This is a genomic window from Microbacterium sulfonylureivorans (assembly GCF_003999995.1).
GTDB lineage: Bacteria > Actinomycetota > Actinomycetes > Actinomycetales > Microbacteriaceae > Microbacterium > Microbacterium sulfonylureivorans.
In genome coordinates this window covers 1,527,223-1,545,410 of record NZ_RJAD01000001.1, presented here as the reverse complement: position 1 = coordinate 1,545,410, position 18,188 = coordinate 1,527,223, and the positions used below count along the sequence as shown (strand labels likewise).

Here is an 18,188-nt window from a genome sequence, read left to right as displayed (position 1 = left end):
TCCGACGGCGCAGGCGGCGCCGACCGACTCTCGGACGTCCGCGCGACCCCGCCGTCTGGGGAGGAACCGCCGACCGCTGTCGGGGTTCGGGGCGCCCCACCGGTCACCGCGGTGCCCCCGAGGTATTGTCGGGGTCATGCAATGCCGTTGACCCGCCTCCGCCACCCTGTCAACCGGCGCCGTCGCGCGCCCGCTCGGCCCCGCCGCTCGATGCACTGCCGTCGGCGCGGGACGAGGCATCCGAAAGGCCCTGCATGTTCTCCTCGGCTCCCCTCCCTTTTCACGGGAAGACCGCCCTCGTCACCGGCGTCTCCCGCCGCCGCGGCATCGGCTTCGCCGTCGCCTCGAAGCTCGCCCGCCTCGGTGCGAGCGTGTTCATCCACCACTACAGTCCCCACGATGCCGATCAGCCGTGGGGCGGAGACGATCTCGACGCAGTCCGCGCGGGGCTGCGCGAAGCGCTGACGCCCGAGGCATCCCTCGGCGATCTGAGCGCCGACCTCCGCGACGCCGCCGAGATCTCGCGCCTGGTCGATGCCGCTCGCGGACTCACCGGCCGACTGGACATCCTCGTCTGCAACCACGCGCAGAGCGGCGGAGACGGGTCGATCCTCGACATGACGGCCGAGCGGCTCGACGGCTTCTGGGCGGCGAACACGCGGTCGACCCTGCTGCTGACCCGGGAGTTCGCCGCGTTGCACGGCTCGCCCGCTCCCGGCGCACGGCCGGGCGAGCGCACCGGGCGCACCGAGCCCTTCGCCGAGCCGGTCGGGCGCGTGTTCTGGATGACCTCCGGCCAGATCCACGGCCCGATGCGCGGCGAGGTCGCCTACGCCACGAGCAAGGCCGCGCTCGCCGGCATCACCAAGACGGTCGCCGCCGAGCTGCTCGACCTCGGCATCATCCTCAACACGATCGACCCCGGGCCGGTCAACACGGGCTACCTCGACCCGGAGACGACCGACCGGCCGCTCGAGGAGCTCACCGAACTCGTGCGCGCGACGCCGTTCGGACGATTCGGCCACCCCGACGACCCCGCGCGGCTCATCGCGTGGCTGTCGACGCCGGACGGCGCCTGGGTCGTCGGGCAGGTCCTCAGCAGCGACGGAGGGCTCGGGCTCGCCTGACCGGTTGCCCCGGCCCGAGGTGTCCCTGCGGTGAGCGGGATGCCGCAGCCCCGGGTCGTCCCTGCGGTGATCGGATGCCGCAGCCCCGGGTCGTCCCTGCGGTGATCGGATGCCGCAGCCCCGGGTCGTCCCTGCGGTGATCGGATGCCGCGGCCCCGGGTCCAGCGGACCGGCTCCGGCGTCGCCGCCGCACCCCTGTGCCATGACTCCGCCTGCGCCGCGCCCCGGTGGGGACAATCGGCGTGTTTCCGCACGGGCCCGCCGGCCCGGGGGAAACCAGGCGGAGTCATCGCACATGGCGCCCGCTCGCCGCCCGGCCCGCGCAACCCCGGCGCTCGCCGCCGGGCACGCGGCTACAGCCGCACGACCTCGGTGATCCGCACCACGGCGGTGCCCTCCTCCTCGGACGCGGCGAGGTCGACGACCCCGCGGATGCGCCAGTCGTGGTCGCCCGCGGGATCGTCGATCGTCTGCTCCACCTTCCAGAGACCGGATGCCTCGGCATCCGTCTCGTCGATCGTCACGAGCCGCGGCGACCTCGCCGGTCCGCCCGTGCGGAGCTCGTCGTGCTCGTCGAAGTACGCGTCGAGGGCGGCCGGCCAGTCGACGTCCGGATCCAGGGCGACGAGGTCGTCGTCGCGCTGCAGGGCCGCCAGCTGCACGCGGCGGAAGAGCTCGTTGCGCACGAGCACGAGGAACGCCCGGCGGTTCGTGAGCACCGACGGCGGCGCGGGCGGCACCACGGGCGCCGTGGGGTCGTCGACCGGGTTGATCAGCGCCTCCCACTCGTCGACGAGGCTCGAGTCGACCTGGCGCACGAGCTCGCCGAGCCATGCGACGAGGTCGAGCAGGTCCGGGGTCTGCGCCTCGGTCGGCACGGTCTGGCGGATCGCGCGGTAGGCGTCGCTGAGGTAGCGCAGCACCAGTCCCTCGCTGCGGGCGAGCTGGTAGTGGTTGATGAGCTCGGCGAACGACAGGGCGCGCTCGAACATGTCGCGCACGACCGATTTGGGCGACAGCTCGAAGTCGCGGATCCACGGCTGGCTCGACGCGAACACCTCGTACGACTGCGCGAGCAGCTCCTCCAGAGGCTTCGGATACGTGACGCCCTCGAGCAGCTCCATGCGCTCGTCGTACTCGATTCCGTCGCGCTTCATCGCGGCGACGGCCTCGCCGCGGGCGAGGAACTGCTGCTGCGACAGCACGGGGCGCGGGTCGTCTAGCGTCGCCTCGATCACGCTGACGACGTCGAGCGCGTAGTGGCCGGTGCCGGCGGTTCCGGGCGCTCCGGCGGCCGCCGCACCGTGGCGCAGCTCGACCTCGGGGTCGAAGAGGCCGATCGCGGCGAGCGCGAACGGCGACAGGGGCTGGTTGAGCGCGAAGTTCGGCTGCAGATCGACGGTGAGCCGGATGCCGCCGCCGGGCAGGATCTCGACCACGTCGGCGGCGAGCAGCGTGCGGAAGATGGCGAGCGCCCGCCGGGCGAGCTCGAACTGCCGGGCGCGGGGCTCGTGGTTGTCGCGCACCAGCGAGCGCACGTTGGCGAACACGTCGCCGCCGCGCGCGATGACGTTGATGAGCATCGCCGCGGTGAGCTGCAGCTGCGGCACGAGCGGCTCGGGCTCGGCATCCACGAGCCTCTCGAAGGTGGACTCGCTCCAGTTGACGAAGCCCTGCGGCGCCTTCTTGCGCACGACCTTCTTGAGCTTCTTCGGGTCGTCTCCGGCCTTGGCGACCGCGGCGGTGTTCTCGATCTCGTGGTCCGGCGCCATCACGACGACCGTCCCCGCGGTGTCGTAGCCGGCCCGGCCTGCGCGGCCGGCTACCTGGTGGAACTCGCGGGCGCTGAGCTGCCGCATCCGCTGTCCGTCGTACTTGGCGAGCGCGGTGACCATGACCGTGCGGATCGGCACGTTGATCCCCACGCCGAGTGTGTCGGTGCCGCAGATCACCCGCAGCAGCCCGCGCTGCGCGAGGGTCTCCACGAGACGCCGGTAGCGGGGGAGCATGCCGGCGTGGTGCACGCCGATCCCGGCGCGCACATAGCGCGACAGGGTCTTGCCGAAGGCGGTCGTGAACCGGAATCCGCCGATCGCCTCGGCGATGGCGTCGCGCTGCTCGCGGCTGACGACGCGGGTGCTCGACAGCGCCTGCGCCCGCTCCATCGCGGCCGCCTGGGAGAAGTGCACGATGTACACCGGGGACTGCCCGGTGTGCAGGAGGTCCTCGACGGTCTCGTGCACGGGCGTGCGCGCGTAGGAGAAGTGCAGCGGCACCGGGCGCTCGACGCCGGTGATGCGCGCCGTCGGGCGGCCGGTGCGCCGGGACAGGTCGTCGGCGATCGCGGTGACGTCGCCCAGGGTCGCCGACATCAGGATGAACTGCGCACGCGGGAGCAGCAGCAGCGGGACCTGCCAGGCCCAGCCGCGGTCGGGGTCGCCGTAGTAGTGGAACTCGTCCATCACGACCTGGTCGACGGCCGCATCGGCTCCCTGGCGCAGCGCGAGGTTCGCCAGGATCTCGGCCGTGCAGCAGATGATGGGGGCCTCGGGGTTGACCGACGAGTCGCCGGTGACCATGCCCACGTTCGCCGCCCCGAAGATGTCGACGAGGGCGAAGAACTTCTCGCTCACGAGGGCTTTGATCGGCGCCGTGTAGTAGGAACGCCCCCCTCGCGAGAGCGCGGCGGCGTGGGCCGCGACGGCGACGAGCGACTTGCCCGTGCCGGTCGGGGTGGACAGGACGACGTTCGACCCCGAGACGATCTCGATGACCGCCTCGTCCTGCGCGGGATACAGCGTCAGCCCGCGATCCTCCGCCCACTCGACGAACCCGAGATAGGCGGTGTCGTCGTCGGCGCCGCGCGGCACGGCGTCGAGGAGGGAGAGGGGCATGCCCCGAGTCTGCCAGGCCGACGGCGAGCGGCCCCGCCTTCGATGTCGTTCACCCAGGCCGTGAGCCTCGCCGGACCCGCGCTGGCGGAACACCTGCACCGGCGCCTACGTTGACAATGACGACGAAAGGATGCCGATGCCCGCCTCCACAGATGAGATCACCGTCGTGCGCAACGACGAGGACCGCCGCTACGAGATCCACGTGGGCGACATCCTCGCAGGATTCACCCAGTTCAGGGTGGATCGGCTCGGGCGCTACCTCTATCCCCACACCGAGGTCGACCCGGCCTTCCGCGGCCGCGGCCTCGCCCAGAAGGTCGTGGCCGAGGCGATGGCGGACTCGGCCCGCCGGGGCGAGACCGTCGTGCCGCACTGCCCGGTGGTGGCGAAGTACCTCCACGAGAACGACGTGCCCGGCCTGACGGTCGAGTGGCCGTCTCACGCCCGCCCCGAGTGACGGGTCCGCGATGACGAGGCTCGACACCGACGACGCGGTCGCGACCGAGGCATCCGCCGACTGCGACGGACCTCGCGCTCTGCTGCTCGAGGCCCGCGAGGTTCCCCTGGGCGGCGTCCGGGCGATGTCGGTGCGGCGCGCTCTGCCCCAGCGCGACCTTCCGCTCGTCGGGGCCTGGTGCTTCCTCGACCGGTTCGGGCCGCAGGTCGCGCGCATGCGCGTCGAGCCGCATCCGCACATCGGGCTGCAGACAGTGACCTGGCCGTTCGCCGGAGACGTGCGCCACCGCGACTCGGTCGGCAGCGACGTCACGGTGCGCCGCGGTGCGCTCAACCTCATGACGAGCGGCGCGGGCATCTCGCACTCCGAGTACTCGGTGGGCGAGGATGCCGCGCCCCTCGACGCCCTGCAGCTGTGGGTCGCCCTGCCCGAGTCGCGTCGGCACGGCGCTCCGGCGTTCGAGCAGCATCCGGAGCTGCCGGTGGTGGAGCTGCCCTCCGTGTCTGGTCCACCGGGGGCGGCGGCCGTCGTGCTCGGCGACTTCGCCGGCGTCTCATCGCCCGCCACGACCTACACCCCGATCGTGGGTGCCGAGATCCGCGTGTCCGCCGGATCGCGATTGCGCCTGCCGCTCGATCCGGCGTGGGAGCACGCCGTCGTCGGGATCGATGGCGATCTGGCCGTTCACACGGGGCCGGATGCCGCGACCGCCGTGGACAGTGAGCATCTGCTGTACCTCGGGATCGGCCGAGAGGGCGTGGAGGTCTCCAGCGAATCCGGCGCGACACTGTTCCTCCTCGGTGGCGAGCCCTTCGAGGACGACATCGTGATGTGGTGGAACTTCGTGGGCCGCACGCACGAGGACATCGTCGAGGCGCGCGACGCGTGGGAAGCGGGCGGCGAGAGGTTCGGCCGGGTCGTGGATCACGGCGACGAGCGGATCCCGGCGCCGCCACTGCCTGCGGTACGCCTCACACGGCGTCGCCGGCGGCTCTGACGACCCGGACCACGGGCGGGACGCGTCCGCGCGGACAGTACTCTTGGCAGGTGGCTGCCGCTTCCCGACTCTCGACGAGCGTTCTGCTCACGTGCGCGGCGATCGGCGTCGCCGCGGGCGTGCTTCAGGCCGGTGCCGGCGCGATCAGCGCGCCTGTCTCCGCCGCGGTGCCGATCCTGTACGGACTCGTGCTCGGCGTCCACGTCCTCCCCGGCGTCATCGCGCAGGAGCTGCTGCGCGCGCCCTGGGTCGCGCTGATCACCCACCTCATCGCGGCCCTCGTCGCGAGCGCCGTCGTTCCGGTGTGGATCGGCCGCTACGTCGGAACCGCACTGCTCATCGGCGGCCTGCAGGAGCTCATCGCCGCGGCATCCCGCTACCGCAGATGGGAGCCGTGGCGGTTCTTCCTCTCGGCGGTGATCATCGGCGTCGTCATCGCGGCGGCGATCTGGTTCGCCGCCGACGCAGCGCGATTCCCGCTGTGGGCGCAGATCGTCTACGTCGCGCTGTTCGTCATCGGCCCGGTGCTGTGGACGGCCGTCGGTCTCGCAATCGGCCGTGCTCTGCGTCGGGCCGGCGTCCCGCGGCGTCGAGCGCACTGAGCGCGGCCTCGGTTAGGGTCGGCTAAGTTAGGAGACACTTAGCTCACTCCAGCCAGGAAGCCCCGTGACCGCACCCGAGCGCGACCCTTCCGCCGCGCTCGCGGCGGAAGCCGGCGTGCCCCTGGTGAGGGTCCGCGATCTGGCGATCACGCATGACGGCGAGACGACGGCGGCTCCGGCATCCGTCACCTTCGACATCGCCGCGGGCGAGGTCGTGCTGCTGCTCGGGCCGAGCGGGTCGGGCAAGTCCACGCTCACGCTCGCGCTGAACGGGCTGATCCCGCACGCGGTCCCCGCTGACGTCGACGGCACGGTCGAGGTCGCCGGAGTCGACACCGTCGCGACGACGGTCGCCGAGCTCAGCACGCGGGTCGCGATGGTGTTCCAGGATCCCGACGCACAGCTCGTGACGGGAACCCTGCTCGACGAGGTGGCCTTCGGCCCCGAGAACCTCCGGATGCCGGTGGCCGAGGTGCTCGCGCGCGCCGAGGCCGCGCTGCGCCGCGTCGGGCTGTGGGAGCGTCGCTCCGAGAATCCCGACCGGCTGTCGGGCGGCGGGCGACAGCGTCTCGCCATCGCGTGCGCCCTCGCGATGGGCTCGCCGCTGCTCGTGCTCGACGAGCCGACCGCGAACCTCGACCCGCGCGGGATCGAGGAGGTGTACGCCGCCCTCGCCGAGCTCGTCTCGTCGGGCGACCGTGCGATCCTGCTCGTCGAGCACAATCTCGACGCCGCCGTCGGCTTCGTCGACCGCGTCGTGGTGCTCGACCAGGACGGCCGGCTGGCCGCCGACGGCACCGTCGACGACGTGCTGCGCCGCCGCGCCGACGAGCTCCACGCGATGGGCGTGTGGCTGCCGGTCTCGGCGATCGCCGCGCTGCGCCTCCGCCGCGCCGGGTACGCCCTCGATCCGCTGCCCCTCACGCCCGACGAACTGCGCGCGGCCCTCGAGGGGCTCCCTGCCGCGCCCCCTTCAGTGGTCGAGCGAGCGCCGCGCGACGCATCCTCCCGGGCCGAGGCATCCGCTCCCCTCATCACGGTGCGCGGCCTCACCCTCCGCCGCGGGCGGACCGAGGTGCTGCACGGCATCGACCTCGACATCGCCGAGGGCGAGTTCGTCGCGGTCGTCGGCGCCAACGGCGCAGGCAAGACGACCCTCATCCAGGCGCTCGCGGGCGTCGTGCCGCCGCCGAAGGGCAGCGTGCACGTCGGGGGACTCGACGTCGGACGCTCCGACGCCCGCACGCTGTCGTCGCGGATCGGTTTCGTGTTCCAGAACCCCGAGCACCAGTTCATCGCGCACACGGTGTTCGACGAGATCGCGCACGGCCTTCGGCGGCAGCACCTGTCCGACGATGAAGTCCGAATCCGCACCGTCGCCCTGCTCGAGCGCTTCGGGCTCGACAGCAGGGCCGGCGCCCATCCGTTCCTGCTGTCGGGCGGGCAGAAGCGGCGCCTCTCGGTAGGCACCGCTCTCGTCGCCGGCGCACCGGTGCTGGTGCTCGACGAGCCGACGTTCGGGCAGGATCGCGCCCGCGCCGACGAGCTGCTGAAGCTGCTGGGCGAGCTGAACGCCGAGGGCACCACCGTCGTCGTCGTCACCCACGACATGCAGCTCGTGACCGAGTACACGCATCGCACGATCGTCCTCGCGGACGGACGCGTGCTCGCCGCCGGACCGACTCCCGAGGTGTTCGGCGACACCGAGCTGATCGAGCGCGCCGGCCTGCGGCTGCCGCCGCTCCGGCGAGCGCTGCACGGCATGGAGGGGCATCCCGAGCTCTCGGGTGTCGCGCGCCTCGCCGATCTTCCCGACGGCGTCGGAGGATCGGCATGACCGCGACCGGCCCCATCACGGCGGCACAGGGCCTGCATTCGACGGCCGACCCGTACGCCCCGCGCGTCCCGGCGTCGCCGATGCGGTTCCTTTACGGGATCAACCCGCTCGCGAAGCTCGCCGCGCCGCTTCCCGCGATGGTGCTGCTGGTGTTCGTGCGGGATGCCGCGACCCCGCTCGCGTTCCTCCTGCTGAGCTACGTCGTCCTGCTGATCGGCGTGAGCTTCACGCGGCGCCTCATCGCGATCCTGGTCGCGCTGCCGATCGCGGCGGCGATCATCGGCATCGGCTTCTCGCTGTGGACGGATGCCTCGCGCGTCGACCAGTCCGTGATCGTGTGGCAGATCGGCTCGTGGACCCTGTACGGCGGAGCCCTCGCGATCGGTCTCGCCACCGGCCTGCGCATCGCCGCGATCGTCGCCCTGACGCTCATCGTGGGCCTGTCGACGACCGGCCCCGACCTCGTGCGGTCGACCGTGCAGCAGCTGCGCGTGCCGTACCGCATCGGCTACACCGCCCTCGCGGCGTTCCGGTTCGTGCCGCGGTTCGGGCACGAGCTCGAGGTCATCCGTCAGGCGCACCGCGTGCGCGGCGCCCACGGCGGACGCGGTCCCTTCGCGGCGATCGCGCGCTGGTTCGGCTACATCGTGCCGCTCATGGCCGGCGCGATCCGTCACGCCGAGCGCGTCGCCCTCGCGATGGACGCCCGCGCGTTCGGCGCCCACCCCGACCGCACCGAGCGGCACATCGTGCCGTTCCGGGTGCGCGACGTGGTGTTCATCGTGCTGTTTCTGACGGTCTCGGCCGTCGTCTTCTGGATCTTCTTCCCGTGGGGCCTTGCCTAGTCCGCGCCCCGAACCGATCGACCGACGGAGAAATCGATGGCCCTCGCCAGCAGACTCGTGAAGCCCGAGACCCAGGGACTCGTGCACCTGACCGTCCTGCGCCGCGAGCGGATCGCGCCTCACTGGATGCGCGTCACCCTCGGCGGAGGTGAGATCGACGCGTTCCGTCCGATGGGATTCGACCAGTGGTTCCGCATCTTCCTGCCACTGGGCGGCGACGAGGGGCTCGACCGGCTGCCCGCGAAGGCGAACAAGCTGTTCGGCTACCTGAAGTACCTGCGGATCCCCGACGGCGTCCGTCCCGTGATGCGCAACTACTCGGTGCGCGCGTTCCGTCCGGCGACGGCGGAGTCGGATGCCGAGCTCGACGTGGACTTCGTCCTCCACGGCTCGGCCGAAGACGGCACAGCGGGTCCGGCGTCCCGGTGGGCAGAGACGTGCGCCTCGGGCGAGAGCGTCGTGCTCATCGACGAGGGGCTCGCGTTCAATCCGGAGCGCGGCACCGACCGGGTCGTGCTCGTCGCCGACGAGACCGGGCTCCCCGCGGTCGCCGCGGTGTGCGCCTCGCTTCCGTCGCACACCTCGGGTCTCGCGATCGTCGAGGTGCCGTCGGCCGAGGACGCCCTCGAGTTCGAGCATCCCGCCGGCATCACCGTGCGCTGGATCGTCCGCGACCCCGACGTCAAGCCGGGAGCTCTCGCGCTGCAGGCGCTGCGCGAGGCGTCGCTGCCGGATGACCCGTTCCACGCCTACATCGTGGGCGAGCAGGCGCTCCCGACCGAGGCGCGGCGCCACCTCGTCGCCGAGCGCGGCGTCTCGAAGGATCTCGTCAGCTTCTGCGGCTACTGGCGTGTGGGGGCGGCGTCCCCCACCCCGAAGTCGCAGGCGACCGCGGAGGCCCGCGCATGAGCCGCGTCACGACGGCGTACCTGCTGACGTGCGCCGCGCTGGCTCGTCGACGGAGGGACGTCACATGCTGAAGCAGGTCGCGGAGGGCGTTCTCGTCCACGAGAGCGCGTTCATCCAGAGCAATTCCGTGGTCGTGGAGGGCCGCACCGGCGTCCTGCTCATCGACCCTGGGATCACCCGCGACGAGCTGGCGGACCTTGCCGACGACCTGCGCGAGCGGAACCTGACCGTCGTCGCCGGCTTCTCGACGCATCCCGATTGGGACCACGTGCTGTGGCACGCGAGGTTCGGCGACGCGCCCCGTTACGGCACGGCCCCCTGTGCGGCCGCGATGGACGAGCTGTTCTCGCACGCGGACTGGAGGGACCTCGTCGCCGACGGGCTGCCGCCGGAGCACGCCGACGAGATCCCCATGGAGCTGCTCGGCCAGATCACCGGCCTGCCGGCCGGAGCGGTGCAGGTGCCGTGGGACGGGCCCCGGGTCCGGATCCTCGAGCATCGGGCCCACGCGCCGGGCCATGCGGCGCTGCTGGTCGAGGAGAGCGGCGTCCTCGTCGCCGGCGACATGCTCTCCGACATCCTGATGCCGTTCCTCGACCTTCGGGCCGAGAACCCGATCGACGACTACCTGGCGGCGCTGCGGCTGTTCGACGGGGTGGCCGGCGATGTGGATGCCGTCATCCCCGGTCACGGCTCCGTCGGCGACGGCGCGCAGCTGCGCTCACGCATCGACCTGGATCGCGCGTATGTGGAGGCCCTCCGCGACGGCGACGAACCCGACGACCCGCGCATCGGTCCGTCGGCGCCGCTCGAGTGGCTGACCGACGTGCACGACTGGCAGGTTCAGCGGCTCGCCCAGATGACGGACGACGAGACGTCGAACTAGGGTGAGGCCCGTGAAGCGAATCTGGCCGTTCCTCGTGCCCGGCATCATTCTGAGCGCCGTCGGTCTGGTGTGGACGCTGCAAGGTCTCGATGTGCTTCGGGGTTCGGTGATGAGCGGCTCGCCCCTGTGGGCGATCGTCGGTCCGATCGTCCTCGTGGTGGGGCTCGTTCTGATCGGCATCGCGATCGCCCGGCGACGCCGCAGAGTGCAGTGACCCGCGACTCCGACTCGGCGCCGGGGGCCGGCGATACTCGACCGTCGGCCGGCGCCCGGTGGGTCGTCGTCGCTCTGTTCGAGCCCCTTGCGGTCGGGACGACATTCGATCGGAGCGCGTGGCCCGAGCACGTGACGCTCGCGTCGAACTTCGCCCTGGACGTGCCCGTCGCGTGCCTCATCGACGCCGTGCTGCGCGCGTGCCGGCCCGCGGGACCGCTCCTCGTGGAGTTCGCCGGCGGCGCCCTCTTCGGGCCCGATCGGAACATCCCCGTGCAGCTCGTTCGATCCACCGCGATCGTTGCTCTGCACCACGGCCTCGCCGACCGGATCGAGTCATTGCCGGGATTCGTCGCCGACGCGCCCGGCTATTGGCGTGACGGCTACCGCCCGCATGTCACGCTCCGTCCGTCCACCCGGGTCGCCGAGGGAGACATGTGGGCTGCCACCGGCATCGCCCTCGCGGGACTGCGCGGCTCGACCGCGAGGGTCATGGCATACGCCCGCCATCCGAACGACGGCATCGCTTCGGCGACCGCGCCGGGCTGACCGGGAACGGGACTCCTCCTCCCCGACATCGCCCGCGCCGTCCGCCGGGTTCCCTCCGGTTTCTCCACAGCTGGCCGTAATCACCTCTTCCGAGCACCCCGTCATGAGAGTGTGGCGGCATGCGTGGTGTCACCGGTCCGTCGACCCTGCGGCGCACCGCGCGCGGCTTCACCGCATTCCGTCGCATCGCACTCGGCGAGGGCGCCGCACGATGACGACGCAACAGGACTCGCCCGATGAGCTCACCGAGCTCGCAGAGCTCATGAGCGACGAACGCGAGTTCTCCCCTCGCCGCACCCCGAAGATCCGGCGCGCCCGCCGGCGGCGGGGTCTCATGATCACCGCGATCGTGACGGCCGTCGTACTCGCGGTGGTCGGCGGCTACTCGGGCTGGGCGCTGACCGCTCCGATCGCCGCACCCGTCGAGTCGTCGCACGAGCCCGCGATCCCTACCACCACCGCAGCCGCCCTTCCCCTCCCGCAAGCGGATGCCTCGGCGATCAGCGTCTCCGGCGCCGACCCGTACCTCGGTGCGACCGCCGACGAGATCTGGACGTCGAGCGGAACGGACGAGCCCCTCCCCCTCGCCAGCATCACCAAGCTGATCACGGCGCTCGTCATCCTCGACGCGAGACCACTTGCGAACGCCACCGATCCGGGGCCCACGATCACGTTCAGCAAGGCCGATCACGACCTCTACGACAAGTACTACGTCATGGGCGCCACGATCGCCGAGATGCCCACCGGCAGCGCGATGTCGCAGCATGATGCCCTCTCGACGATGCTGATCCCGTCGGCCAGCAACTACGCCGAGGCCGTGTCGACCTGGGCATTCGGATCGCAGTGGGCATTTCTCGGCGCGACGCGCGAGTGGCTCGCCGCCCACGGGCTCACCGGCACCACCATCGTCGAGCCCACGGGCATCAGCCCGCTGAACACGAGCACGGCCCGCGACCTCATCACGATCGGAAAGCTCGCCGCCGCCGAGCCGACGATCGCGAGGATCGTCGCGACGCCGTCGCTGGGTCTGCCGGGTCCGGGTGCCATGTCGAACACCAACGTCCTGCTGGGCAGCGGTGGGATCACGGGGCTCAAGACCGGCAACCTGGGCGCGGGCCGCTACAACCTTCTGTATTCGGCCTCACTCGACGTCGGTGCCGCCGAGCCGCTCGGCGTGATCGGCGTGGTGCTCGGCGCATCCTCCCGCGAGTCCGTGAATCGTGACGTCCTCACGCTGCTGGACGGCGTCCGCGCCGGCTTCCACGAGGTGCCGCTGGCCGAACGGGGTCAGCGGCTCGGCTCGTACACGACCCCCTGGGGCTCGAGCGCGGAGATGGTCGTGAGCGAGAGAGCGTCGATATTCACGTGGTCCGACACCCCCATCACCGTGACGATGAAGACGGCCACGCCGGCTGCTTACGAGGACGGCGAAGTGATCGGGACCGTGACCTGGACGGCCGGCCCGCACACGGCGACCGCCGACATCGAGATCCAGGGGAGCATCGCCGCACCGACAGCGTGGTGGCGGCTCACCCATCCCTCCGAACTCGGGACCCCCTAGCCCTCCTTGTCGCCCTGCGGAAGACCACCGTGCTCTGCGGGATCAGTCGTGCGGCGGTCGCCGCAGCCGCTTCACATCGGTGCGCTGCTTCTTCGCCTTCAGACGCCGCTCCTTGGCCCCACGGCTGGGTACCGTGGGCCGTCGCGAGGGGGAGGGCGGTCTCAGCGCATCCGCCACAACGGCAGCGAGCCGGGCCCGCGCGGCGTCTCTGTTCCTCAGCTGTTCGCGGTGCTCGGATGCCGCGATCGTCAGCACTCCGTCAACGAGGCGACCGCTCAGCCGCTCGAGGAGCCGCTCGCGCTGGATCGGTGAGAGCACGGCCGAGGACGCGGCGTCCCACGCGAGTTCAGCCCGCGAATCGGCGGTGTTCACGCCCTGACCGCCGGGCCCGGACGATCGCGAGAACCGCCACGAGAGCTCGGACTCGGGGATCGTGATTCCCGAGTCGACCCGGAGGCCGGGACGATGGACGGCAGGCATGGATCCATCATCCTCCCCCGTTCCGTGTGCGCTCGCAGGGGGCTGACCACGATGATCGCGGGTCAGCTCTTCCTGAGCTCCTCGGCGAACATCACGATGATGCCGCTCGGACCGCGGACGTACGTGAGCTTGTAGACGTCCTCATAGGTCGCGACACCACGCAGCGGATGGCAGCCGTGCCGCGCGGCGATGGCCAGGGCTTCATCGATGTCGTCGACGGAGAACGCGACTCGGTGCATGCCGATCTCGTTCGGGAGAGTGGGATCCGTCTCGATCGCATCGGGATGGATGTACTCGAAGAGCTCGAGGCGGCCGTTGCCGTCGGGCGTCTGCAGCATTGCGATCTTGGCGTGGTTCCCGTCGAGACCGACGGCGGTGTCGGCCCATTCGCCGCTGACGGTGTCGCGACCGAGGACCGTGAGCCCGAGGTCGGTGAAGAAGGCGATCGTCGCCTCGAGGTCGCGGACGGCGATGGCGACGTTCTCCAGCTTGATGGGCATGGAGGCATGCTACCGAGCCGGTCCGACGATCAGAGTTCGCGGAGGTAGTAGAAGGCGCGGTCTCCGGTTTCGGGATCGGTGCCGGCGAAACCGTGCCGTTCGTAGAAGCGCTGCGCGTCGACATCCTCCTCATCGACGTTGATCTCGATCGCGGAGACGCCGAAGTCGACAGCGTCCTGGAACAGTCGGAGGATGATCGCCGTCCCGAGGCCCCGCCCACGGTGCGCAGGAGCGACGTACAGCTCATCGAGGAGCGCCACAGGCCCGTCGTACCAGACGTTGCTGCGGAGGGTGATGAGCGCGACGCCGACAGCCGGCTCGCCGGTCAGGTAGGCGACCGTGCCGGGGCCGGCCAGCAGCGACTCCAGGCGCGCGGTCAGCACGACCGGGCCGGGAGTCGCCGTGTCGAACTCCGTGTTGAAGTCGTGCAGCAGCCGGGCGACCTCGTGGGCATCGCCCGGACCCGCACGGCGCACAGCGGCTTCCGCGGCAAGCTCGGACATACCGGCGATGGTACCCGCCGGGGAGCGACCCGTCCCAGCCGCTCCGCCGGTACATCCTCGCGTCAGCCGCGAGCCGGCGGGACCGTCTTGCGCATCACCGTCTTGCTCTTGCCGATGTGCCGCTCGAACGTGAATCCCGCCTTCTCGAACATCGCCCTCGTGCCGTTGTGGAGGAACGACGAAGACGTCTTCTTGCCGGGCACGAGCTCGTTGGGGAACGAGACCACCTCGCCTCCGCCGGCACCGGCGATCAGCTCGAGCGCGCCGTCCAGCGCCTCCCGCGCCACTCCCGAACGGCGATGGTCGCGGTCGACGAAGAAGCACGTGATGCGCCACGGCGCCGGCTGGGTCTCCCCCGCGTCGTACTGCTTGCGGTGGTAGATGTTCGGCAGCTCGATCGGACTCCCGTACTCGCACCACGCGATCGCGTCGTCGCCGTCGAAGACGAGTGCGGCGTGCGCGACCCCCTCCGTCACGAGCCGCTGCTTGAACGTCGCCCTGTCGTAGTCGTCCTTGACGGTGTGCTCGGTGTCGCCGTGGAAGTACGAGCAGAAGCATCCGCCCCAGACCCCGTTGTGCTTCTGAGCGAGCGCCAGCCACGCCGGGAAGGTCTCGGGGGTGAGCGGCTTGATGACGTGCGACGTCGTCACGCTCACGCCGGTCGGAGCGTCTTCATCGGTCATCGCGGACTCCTCGCGTCGGTGCTGCCAGTCTGCCGACCCCCTCCGACTCTCGACAGGCCAGCGCGTGCCGGAGCTCCTCGATCGAGTGATGTAGCGTTCCCCAGACATCGCCGCGCCTGAGATGAGGGAACCGGATGAGAGCCGATCACTACGACGCGTTCGCCGTCAGCTACGACGCCGAGAATGCCTCGAGCCTGCTCAACGAGTACTACGAGCGACCCGCGATGATCGCCCTGGCGGGTGACGTGAGGGGCCGGCGCATCCTCGATGCCGGGTGCGGATCCGGGCCGCTGTCGGCGGCGCTGCGCACCCGGGGCGCCGCCCTGACCGCATTCGACGGCAGCCCCGCGATGGTCGAGCTCGCCCGCCGGAGGCTGGGCGACGATGTGCCGGTGTCCGTCGCCGATCTCGCCGAGCCGCTGCCGTTCGAGGACGACGCGTTCGACGACGTCGTCGCATCGCTCGTGCTGCACTATCTGGAAGACTGGGCCGGCCCGCTCGCCGAGCTGCGCAGGGTGCTCAAACCCGGAGGGCGACTCATCCTGTCGGTCAATCACCCGCTCGTTCGGGTCTTCACCCACCCGGACGAGGACTACTTCGCCACGAGGCCGTACTCGGAGGAGTACCGGTTCGCCGGCGAGGAGGCGATGTTGACCTTCTGGCACCGGCCACTCCACGCGATGACGGATGCCTTCACCGCGGCGGGATTCGACATCGCCGTGGTCGACGAGCCGGCTCCGTCGCCGGACACTCCCGCAGAGCTCCTCACGCCGCGCATCCGCCGCGGCGAGACGACGGCGTTCCTGTCGTTCATCTTCTTCGTTCTCGAGGCACCCGGCCCGCGCCGCGGGTAGGCGAGTGGACGCGGCGCGAATCACACACCCGCGGCGGCGACCCTGCCGGTGAGCTCGTGCCGCACCCGCGAGACCGCATCCGCCGAAGCTCCGGCATGCAGGGCGGCAGCGATCGCCGCCCCGAGGATCGGCGCCGCCGCTGGCAGCACGATCCGCGCGCGCGGCGCGACCCGCGCGATACCCGCGACGATGCGGTCGTCGAGCATCGCATGACCCGCCTGCAGGATGCTTCCGCCCAGGACCACCGGGAATGCGACCCGGTCCAGCCCGAGCCGCGCGACGATGGCGCGCACGAAGGCGACGATCTCGTCCGCCTGCCGGTCGACCAGCCCGCGGGCCACCGCGTCACCGGCGGCCGCCGCGGAGAACACGACGGGGGCGAGCGCGAACAGGTCGGCGTCGTCACGCTCCCCGAAGTGCAGCTGCTCGATGAGCTCCGCGACCGATCCGACCCCGAGCGCTTCGCAGATCGCCGGGGTCAGTGCGGTCCGCTCACCACGGCCGTCGACATCGCGGGCGGCGAGCCACAGCGCCTCCGCACCCAGGCCGGAGCCCCCGCCCCAATCGCCGGACAGCGGCCCGAGAGACGGGAACCGCACCGTCGCTCCGTCGGCCCGCACTCCGACGGCGTTGATGCCGCTGCCGCAGACGACCGCTGCGGCATCCGCTTCGTCCGTCCCGGCACGCAGCAGGGCGAACAGGTCGTTGTCGATCACGAGTCCGCGCTGCGCCCACGAGAGGCCCGACACGGCCGCCCGGTACCGCTCGATCTCGACGGGGAGGTCGAGACCCGACAGGTACAGGTCGACCTGCCCGATCGCCTCACCGCCGGCGACGTCGCGAACGATGGCGTCGACGATCTCGACCGAGCGGGCGAGACCCTCGAAGTGCGGACTGCTTCCCGGGCCGCGTCGACGGGCGACGACCTCCCCGTCGAGAGTCAGGGCGACGGCATCCGTCTTCGTCCCTCCACCGTCGACGGCGACGATGAGCTCGGTCACGATGCCCACTCGAGGAGGTCCCGGTTCTCGGCGAGGAGGAGGTCGGTGAGCTTCTGGGCGCGGTCGTGCTGCAGCACGAGGGGGTGCGCGCGCATAGCCCGCACGACGCGGTCGCGGCCTCCGTGCACCGCGGCGTCGAGGGCGAGTCGCTCGTAGCCGGCGACGGCGGCGACCAGGCCCCGGATGTCGTCGTCGAGCGGAGCGACCGGCTCGGCGACGAACGCCCCGTCGGCGAACCGGGCCGGCACTTCGATCACGTGGTCGTCGGGGAGGAACGGCAGCACGCCGTCGTTGCGCAGGTTCACGACCCGCGACGGTCCTCCGGCGCCCTGGATCTGCGCGAGCAGCTCGATGGCGGCCTCGGAGTAGAAGGCTCCGCCGCGGCGCTCCAGCGCCTCGGGCTTCTCGTCGACGGAGGAGTCGGCGTAGAGCCCCAGGAGCTCGTTCTCGATCGCCCGCACCGCCTCTGCGCGCGAAGGCTCTGCCAGCTGCTCGGCGAGCACCTCGTCGTGCGCGTAGAAGTAGCGGAGGTAGTACGACGGCACCGCGCCGAGCTGCGCCAGCAGCGACGGGGCGAGGTGGACGTCATGGGCGAGGTCACCGAGACGATCGATCAGCAGCCCGGGGAGGATGTCGCGCCCCGCGACCGTGACGCTCCGCTCCCACGTGAGGTGATTGAGGCCGACGTGTCCGAGCGACACATCGTCGGGCTGAACGCCGGCGATCGCGGCGAAGCGGCGCTGGAACCCGATCGCGACGTTGCACAGGCCGACGGCGCGGTGCCCGGCCTGCAGCAGCGCGCGCGTGACGATCCCGACCGGGTTCGTGAAGTCGACGATCCACGCTCCCGGAGCGGCGTGAGCGCGCACAACCTCGGCGATGCCCAGCGCCACCGGCACCGTTCGCAGCGCCTTCGCGAGCCCACCCGGCCCCGTCGTCTCCTGTCCGATGCAGTGCACTTCGTGCGGCCAGGTCTCGTCGGCCTGCCGTGCGTCCTGACCTCCGACCCGCAGCTGCAGCAGCACGGCATCGGAGCCCTCGACGCCCTCGCGCACGTCGCTCGTCGTGACGATGCGCGCGGCGTGCCCGGCCCGCGCGAGCATCCGGCGGGCCATGCCCCCGACGAGCTCGAGGCGGTGCGGATCCGGGTCGACGAGCGCGATCTCCTCCAGCGGCAGCACGTCGCGGTAGCGAGCGAATCCGTCGATCAGCTCCGGCGTGTACGTCGAGCCTCCGCCGACGATGGCGAGCTTCATCCGAGTCCTCTCTGGTGGGGGTGGCCCCCGCGTG

19 protein-coding genes are annotated in these 18,188 nt (G+C 71.4%); 12 read left to right on the top strand and 7 right to left on the bottom strand.

Translation table 11 applies throughout. From position 1 onward, the window contains the following. Positions 1 to 254: 254 nt before the first annotated feature. Positions 255 to 1,127, top strand: coding sequence for an SDR family oxidoreductase (locus tag EER34_RS06850; RefSeq protein WP_127473755.1), 873 nt, complete (start codon positions 255 to 257; stop codon positions 1,125 to 1,127). Positions 1,128 to 1,480: 353 nt separating this feature from the next. On the opposite strand, the gene EER34_RS06845 is transcribed toward EER34_RS06850, so the two are convergent. After that, positions 1,481 to 4,021, bottom strand: coding sequence for a DEAD/DEAH box helicase (locus EER34_RS06845; protein ID WP_127473754.1), 2,541 nt, complete (start codon positions 4,019 to 4,021; stop codon positions 1,481 to 1,483). A gap of 136 nt (positions 4,022 to 4,157) precedes the next feature. Here EER34_RS06845 and EER34_RS06840 point away from each other — a divergent pair, with 136 nt between their 5' ends. The 10 genes from EER34_RS06840 (at position 4,158) to EER34_RS06795 (ending at position 12,877) form a co-directional block, all read left to right on the top strand. Continuing rightward, positions 4,158 to 4,478 (top strand): GNAT family N-acetyltransferase, encoded by a 321-nt coding sequence (locus EER34_RS06840; protein WP_127473753.1) that lies wholly within the window; start codon positions 4,158 to 4,160, stop codon positions 4,476 to 4,478. A gap of 10 nt (positions 4,479 to 4,488) precedes the next feature. Further along, positions 4,489 to 5,475, top strand: coding sequence for a pirin family protein (locus EER34_RS06835; protein ID WP_127473752.1), 987 nt, complete (start codon positions 4,489 to 4,491; stop codon positions 5,473 to 5,475). Positions 5,476 to 5,525: 50 nt separating this feature from the next. Then, on the top strand, positions 5,526 to 6,077 hold the full coding sequence (locus EER34_RS06830) for an ECF transporter S component (RefSeq protein ID WP_127473751.1): 552 nt from the start codon (positions 5,526 to 5,528) through the stop codon (positions 6,075 to 6,077). Between the two features lie 64 nt (positions 6,078 to 6,141). Then, positions 6,142 to 7,914: an ABC transporter ATP-binding protein gene (locus tag EER34_RS06825; RefSeq protein ID WP_127473750.1), complete on the top strand. Its 1,773-nt coding sequence runs from the start codon at positions 6,142 to 6,144 to the stop codon at positions 7,912 to 7,914. Continuing rightward, positions 7,911 to 8,759 (top strand): energy-coupling factor transporter transmembrane component T, encoded by an 849-nt coding sequence (locus tag EER34_RS06820; RefSeq protein WP_127473749.1) that lies wholly within the window; start codon positions 7,911 to 7,913, stop codon positions 8,757 to 8,759. Before EER34_RS06825 ends, EER34_RS06820 begins: the two co-directional genes overlap by 4 nt. Positions 8,760 to 8,795: 36 nt before the next feature. Further along, positions 8,796 to 9,668: a siderophore-interacting protein gene (locus tag EER34_RS06815; RefSeq protein ID WP_127473748.1), complete on the top strand. Its 873-nt coding sequence runs from the start codon at positions 8,796 to 8,798 to the stop codon at positions 9,666 to 9,668. A gap of 64 nt (positions 9,669 to 9,732) precedes the next feature. Beyond that, positions 9,733 to 10,554, top strand: a complete 822-nt coding sequence (locus EER34_RS06810; RefSeq protein WP_127473747.1) for an MBL fold metallo-hydrolase — start codon at positions 9,733 to 9,735, stop codon at positions 10,552 to 10,554. A gap of 10 nt (positions 10,555 to 10,564) precedes the next feature. Next, positions 10,565 to 10,768 (top strand): hypothetical protein, encoded by a 204-nt coding sequence (locus EER34_RS06805; RefSeq protein ID WP_127473746.1) that lies wholly within the window; start codon positions 10,565 to 10,567, stop codon positions 10,766 to 10,768. After that, positions 10,765 to 11,316, top strand: coding sequence for a 2'-5' RNA ligase family protein (locus tag EER34_RS06800; protein ID WP_127473745.1), 552 nt, complete (start codon positions 10,765 to 10,767; stop codon positions 11,314 to 11,316). The genes EER34_RS06805 and EER34_RS06800 overlap by 4 nt, the downstream gene beginning before the upstream one ends. Positions 11,317 to 11,527: 211 nt before the next feature. After that, positions 11,528 to 12,877 carry a D-alanyl-D-alanine carboxypeptidase family protein gene (locus EER34_RS06795; RefSeq protein ID WP_127473744.1) on the top strand — a complete coding sequence of 450 codons (1,350 nt, stop codon included), beginning with the start codon at positions 11,528 to 11,530 and terminating at the stop codon, positions 12,875 to 12,877. A 42-nt stretch (positions 12,878 to 12,919) separates the two neighbouring features. Here EER34_RS06795 and arfB read toward each other — a convergent pair whose 3' ends face one another. The 4 genes from arfB to EER34_RS06775 form a co-directional block, all read right to left on the bottom strand. Continuing rightward, on the bottom strand, positions 12,920 to 13,357 hold the full coding sequence (arfB, locus tag EER34_RS06790; protein ID WP_127473743.1) for an alternative ribosome rescue aminoacyl-tRNA hydrolase ArfB: 438 nt from the start codon (positions 13,355 to 13,357) through the stop codon (positions 12,920 to 12,922). Between the two features lie 62 nt (positions 13,358 to 13,419). After that, complete coding sequence (locus EER34_RS06785; protein ID WP_127473742.1) at positions 13,420 to 13,857, bottom strand: VOC family protein; 438 nt, start codon at positions 13,855 to 13,857, stop codon at positions 13,420 to 13,422. 29 nt (positions 13,858 to 13,886) lie between these two features. Beyond that, a complete protein-coding gene (locus tag EER34_RS06780; RefSeq protein ID WP_127473741.1) occupies positions 13,887 to 14,360 on the bottom strand; it encodes a GNAT family N-acetyltransferase in 474 nt (157 codons plus the stop codon). Between the two features lie 62 nt (positions 14,361 to 14,422). Next, positions 14,423 to 15,043, bottom strand: coding sequence for an N-acetyltransferase (locus EER34_RS06775; protein WP_240642162.1), 621 nt, complete (start codon positions 15,041 to 15,043; stop codon positions 14,423 to 14,425). Positions 15,044 to 15,177: 134 nt separating this feature from the next. On the opposite strand from EER34_RS06775, the gene EER34_RS06770 reads away from it, so the two are divergent. Then, a complete protein-coding gene (locus tag EER34_RS06770; RefSeq protein ID WP_127473740.1) occupies positions 15,178 to 15,897 on the top strand; it encodes a class I SAM-dependent methyltransferase in 720 nt (239 codons plus the stop codon). A 20-nt stretch (positions 15,898 to 15,917) separates the two neighbouring features. Here the strand turns inward: EER34_RS06770 and EER34_RS06765 are convergent, their stop codons facing one another. Together EER34_RS06765 and EER34_RS06760 are read right to left on the bottom strand one after the other, a co-directional pair. Continuing rightward, the gene (locus tag EER34_RS06765; protein ID WP_240642161.1) at positions 15,918 to 16,898 is read right to left on the bottom strand and encodes an N-acetylglucosamine kinase; all 981 of its coding nucleotides are present in this window, start codon (positions 16,896 to 16,898) and stop codon (positions 15,918 to 15,920) included. Then, the gene (locus EER34_RS06760) at positions 16,895 to 18,154 is read right to left on the bottom strand and encodes a family 4 glycosyl hydrolase (RefSeq protein ID WP_127473738.1); all 1,260 of its coding nucleotides are present in this window, start codon (positions 18,152 to 18,154) and stop codon (positions 16,895 to 16,897) included. The genes EER34_RS06765 and EER34_RS06760 overlap by 4 nt, the downstream gene beginning before the upstream one ends. Between the last annotated feature and the right edge of the window lie 34 nt (positions 18,155 to 18,188).

Excerpts from the sequence above, each read along its gene's own strand:
- EER34_RS06760 (WP_127473738.1), bottom strand. The coding sequence starts at position 18,154 with ATGAAGCTCGCCATCGTCGGCGGAGGCTCGACGTACACGCCGGAGCTG.
- EER34_RS06810 (WP_127473747.1), top strand. The coding sequence starts at position 9,733 with ATGCTGAAGCAGGTCGCGGAGGGCGTTCTCGTCCACGAGAGCGCGTTC.
- EER34_RS06780 (WP_127473741.1), bottom strand. The coding sequence starts at position 14,360 with ATGTCCGAGCTTGCCGCGGAAGCCGCTGTGCGCCGTGCGGGTCCGGGC.
- EER34_RS06820 (WP_127473749.1), top strand. The coding sequence starts at position 7,911 with ATGACCGCGACCGGCCCCATCACGGCGGCACAGGGCCTGCATTCGACG.
- EER34_RS06795 (WP_127473744.1), top strand. The coding sequence starts at position 11,528 with ATGACGACGCAACAGGACTCGCCCGATGAGCTCACCGAGCTCGCAGAG.
- EER34_RS06775 (WP_240642162.1), bottom strand. The coding sequence starts at position 15,043 with ATGACCGATGAAGACGCTCCGACCGGCGTGAGCGTGACGACGTCGCAC.
- EER34_RS06770 (WP_127473740.1), top strand. The coding sequence starts at position 15,178 with ATGAGAGCCGATCACTACGACGCGTTCGCCGTCAGCTACGACGCCGAG.
- EER34_RS06840 (WP_127473753.1), top strand. The coding sequence starts at position 4,158 with ATGCCCGCCTCCACAGATGAGATCACCGTCGTGCGCAACGACGAGGAC.
- EER34_RS06845 (WP_127473754.1), bottom strand. The coding sequence starts at position 4,021 with ATGCCCCTCTCCCTCCTCGACGCCGTGCCGCGCGGCGCCGACGACGAC.
- arfB (WP_127473743.1), bottom strand. The coding sequence starts at position 13,357 with ATGCCTGCCGTCCATCGTCCCGGCCTCCGGGTCGACTCGGGAATCACG.
- EER34_RS06835 (WP_127473752.1), top strand. The coding sequence starts at position 4,489 with ATGACGAGGCTCGACACCGACGACGCGGTCGCGACCGAGGCATCCGCC.
- EER34_RS06850 (WP_127473755.1), top strand. The coding sequence starts at position 255 with ATGTTCTCCTCGGCTCCCCTCCCTTTTCACGGGAAGACCGCCCTCGTC.
- EER34_RS06785 (WP_127473742.1), bottom strand. The coding sequence starts at position 13,857 with ATGCCCATCAAGCTGGAGAACGTCGCCATCGCCGTCCGCGACCTCGAG.
- EER34_RS06815 (WP_127473748.1), top strand. The coding sequence starts at position 8,796 with ATGGCCCTCGCCAGCAGACTCGTGAAGCCCGAGACCCAGGGACTCGTG.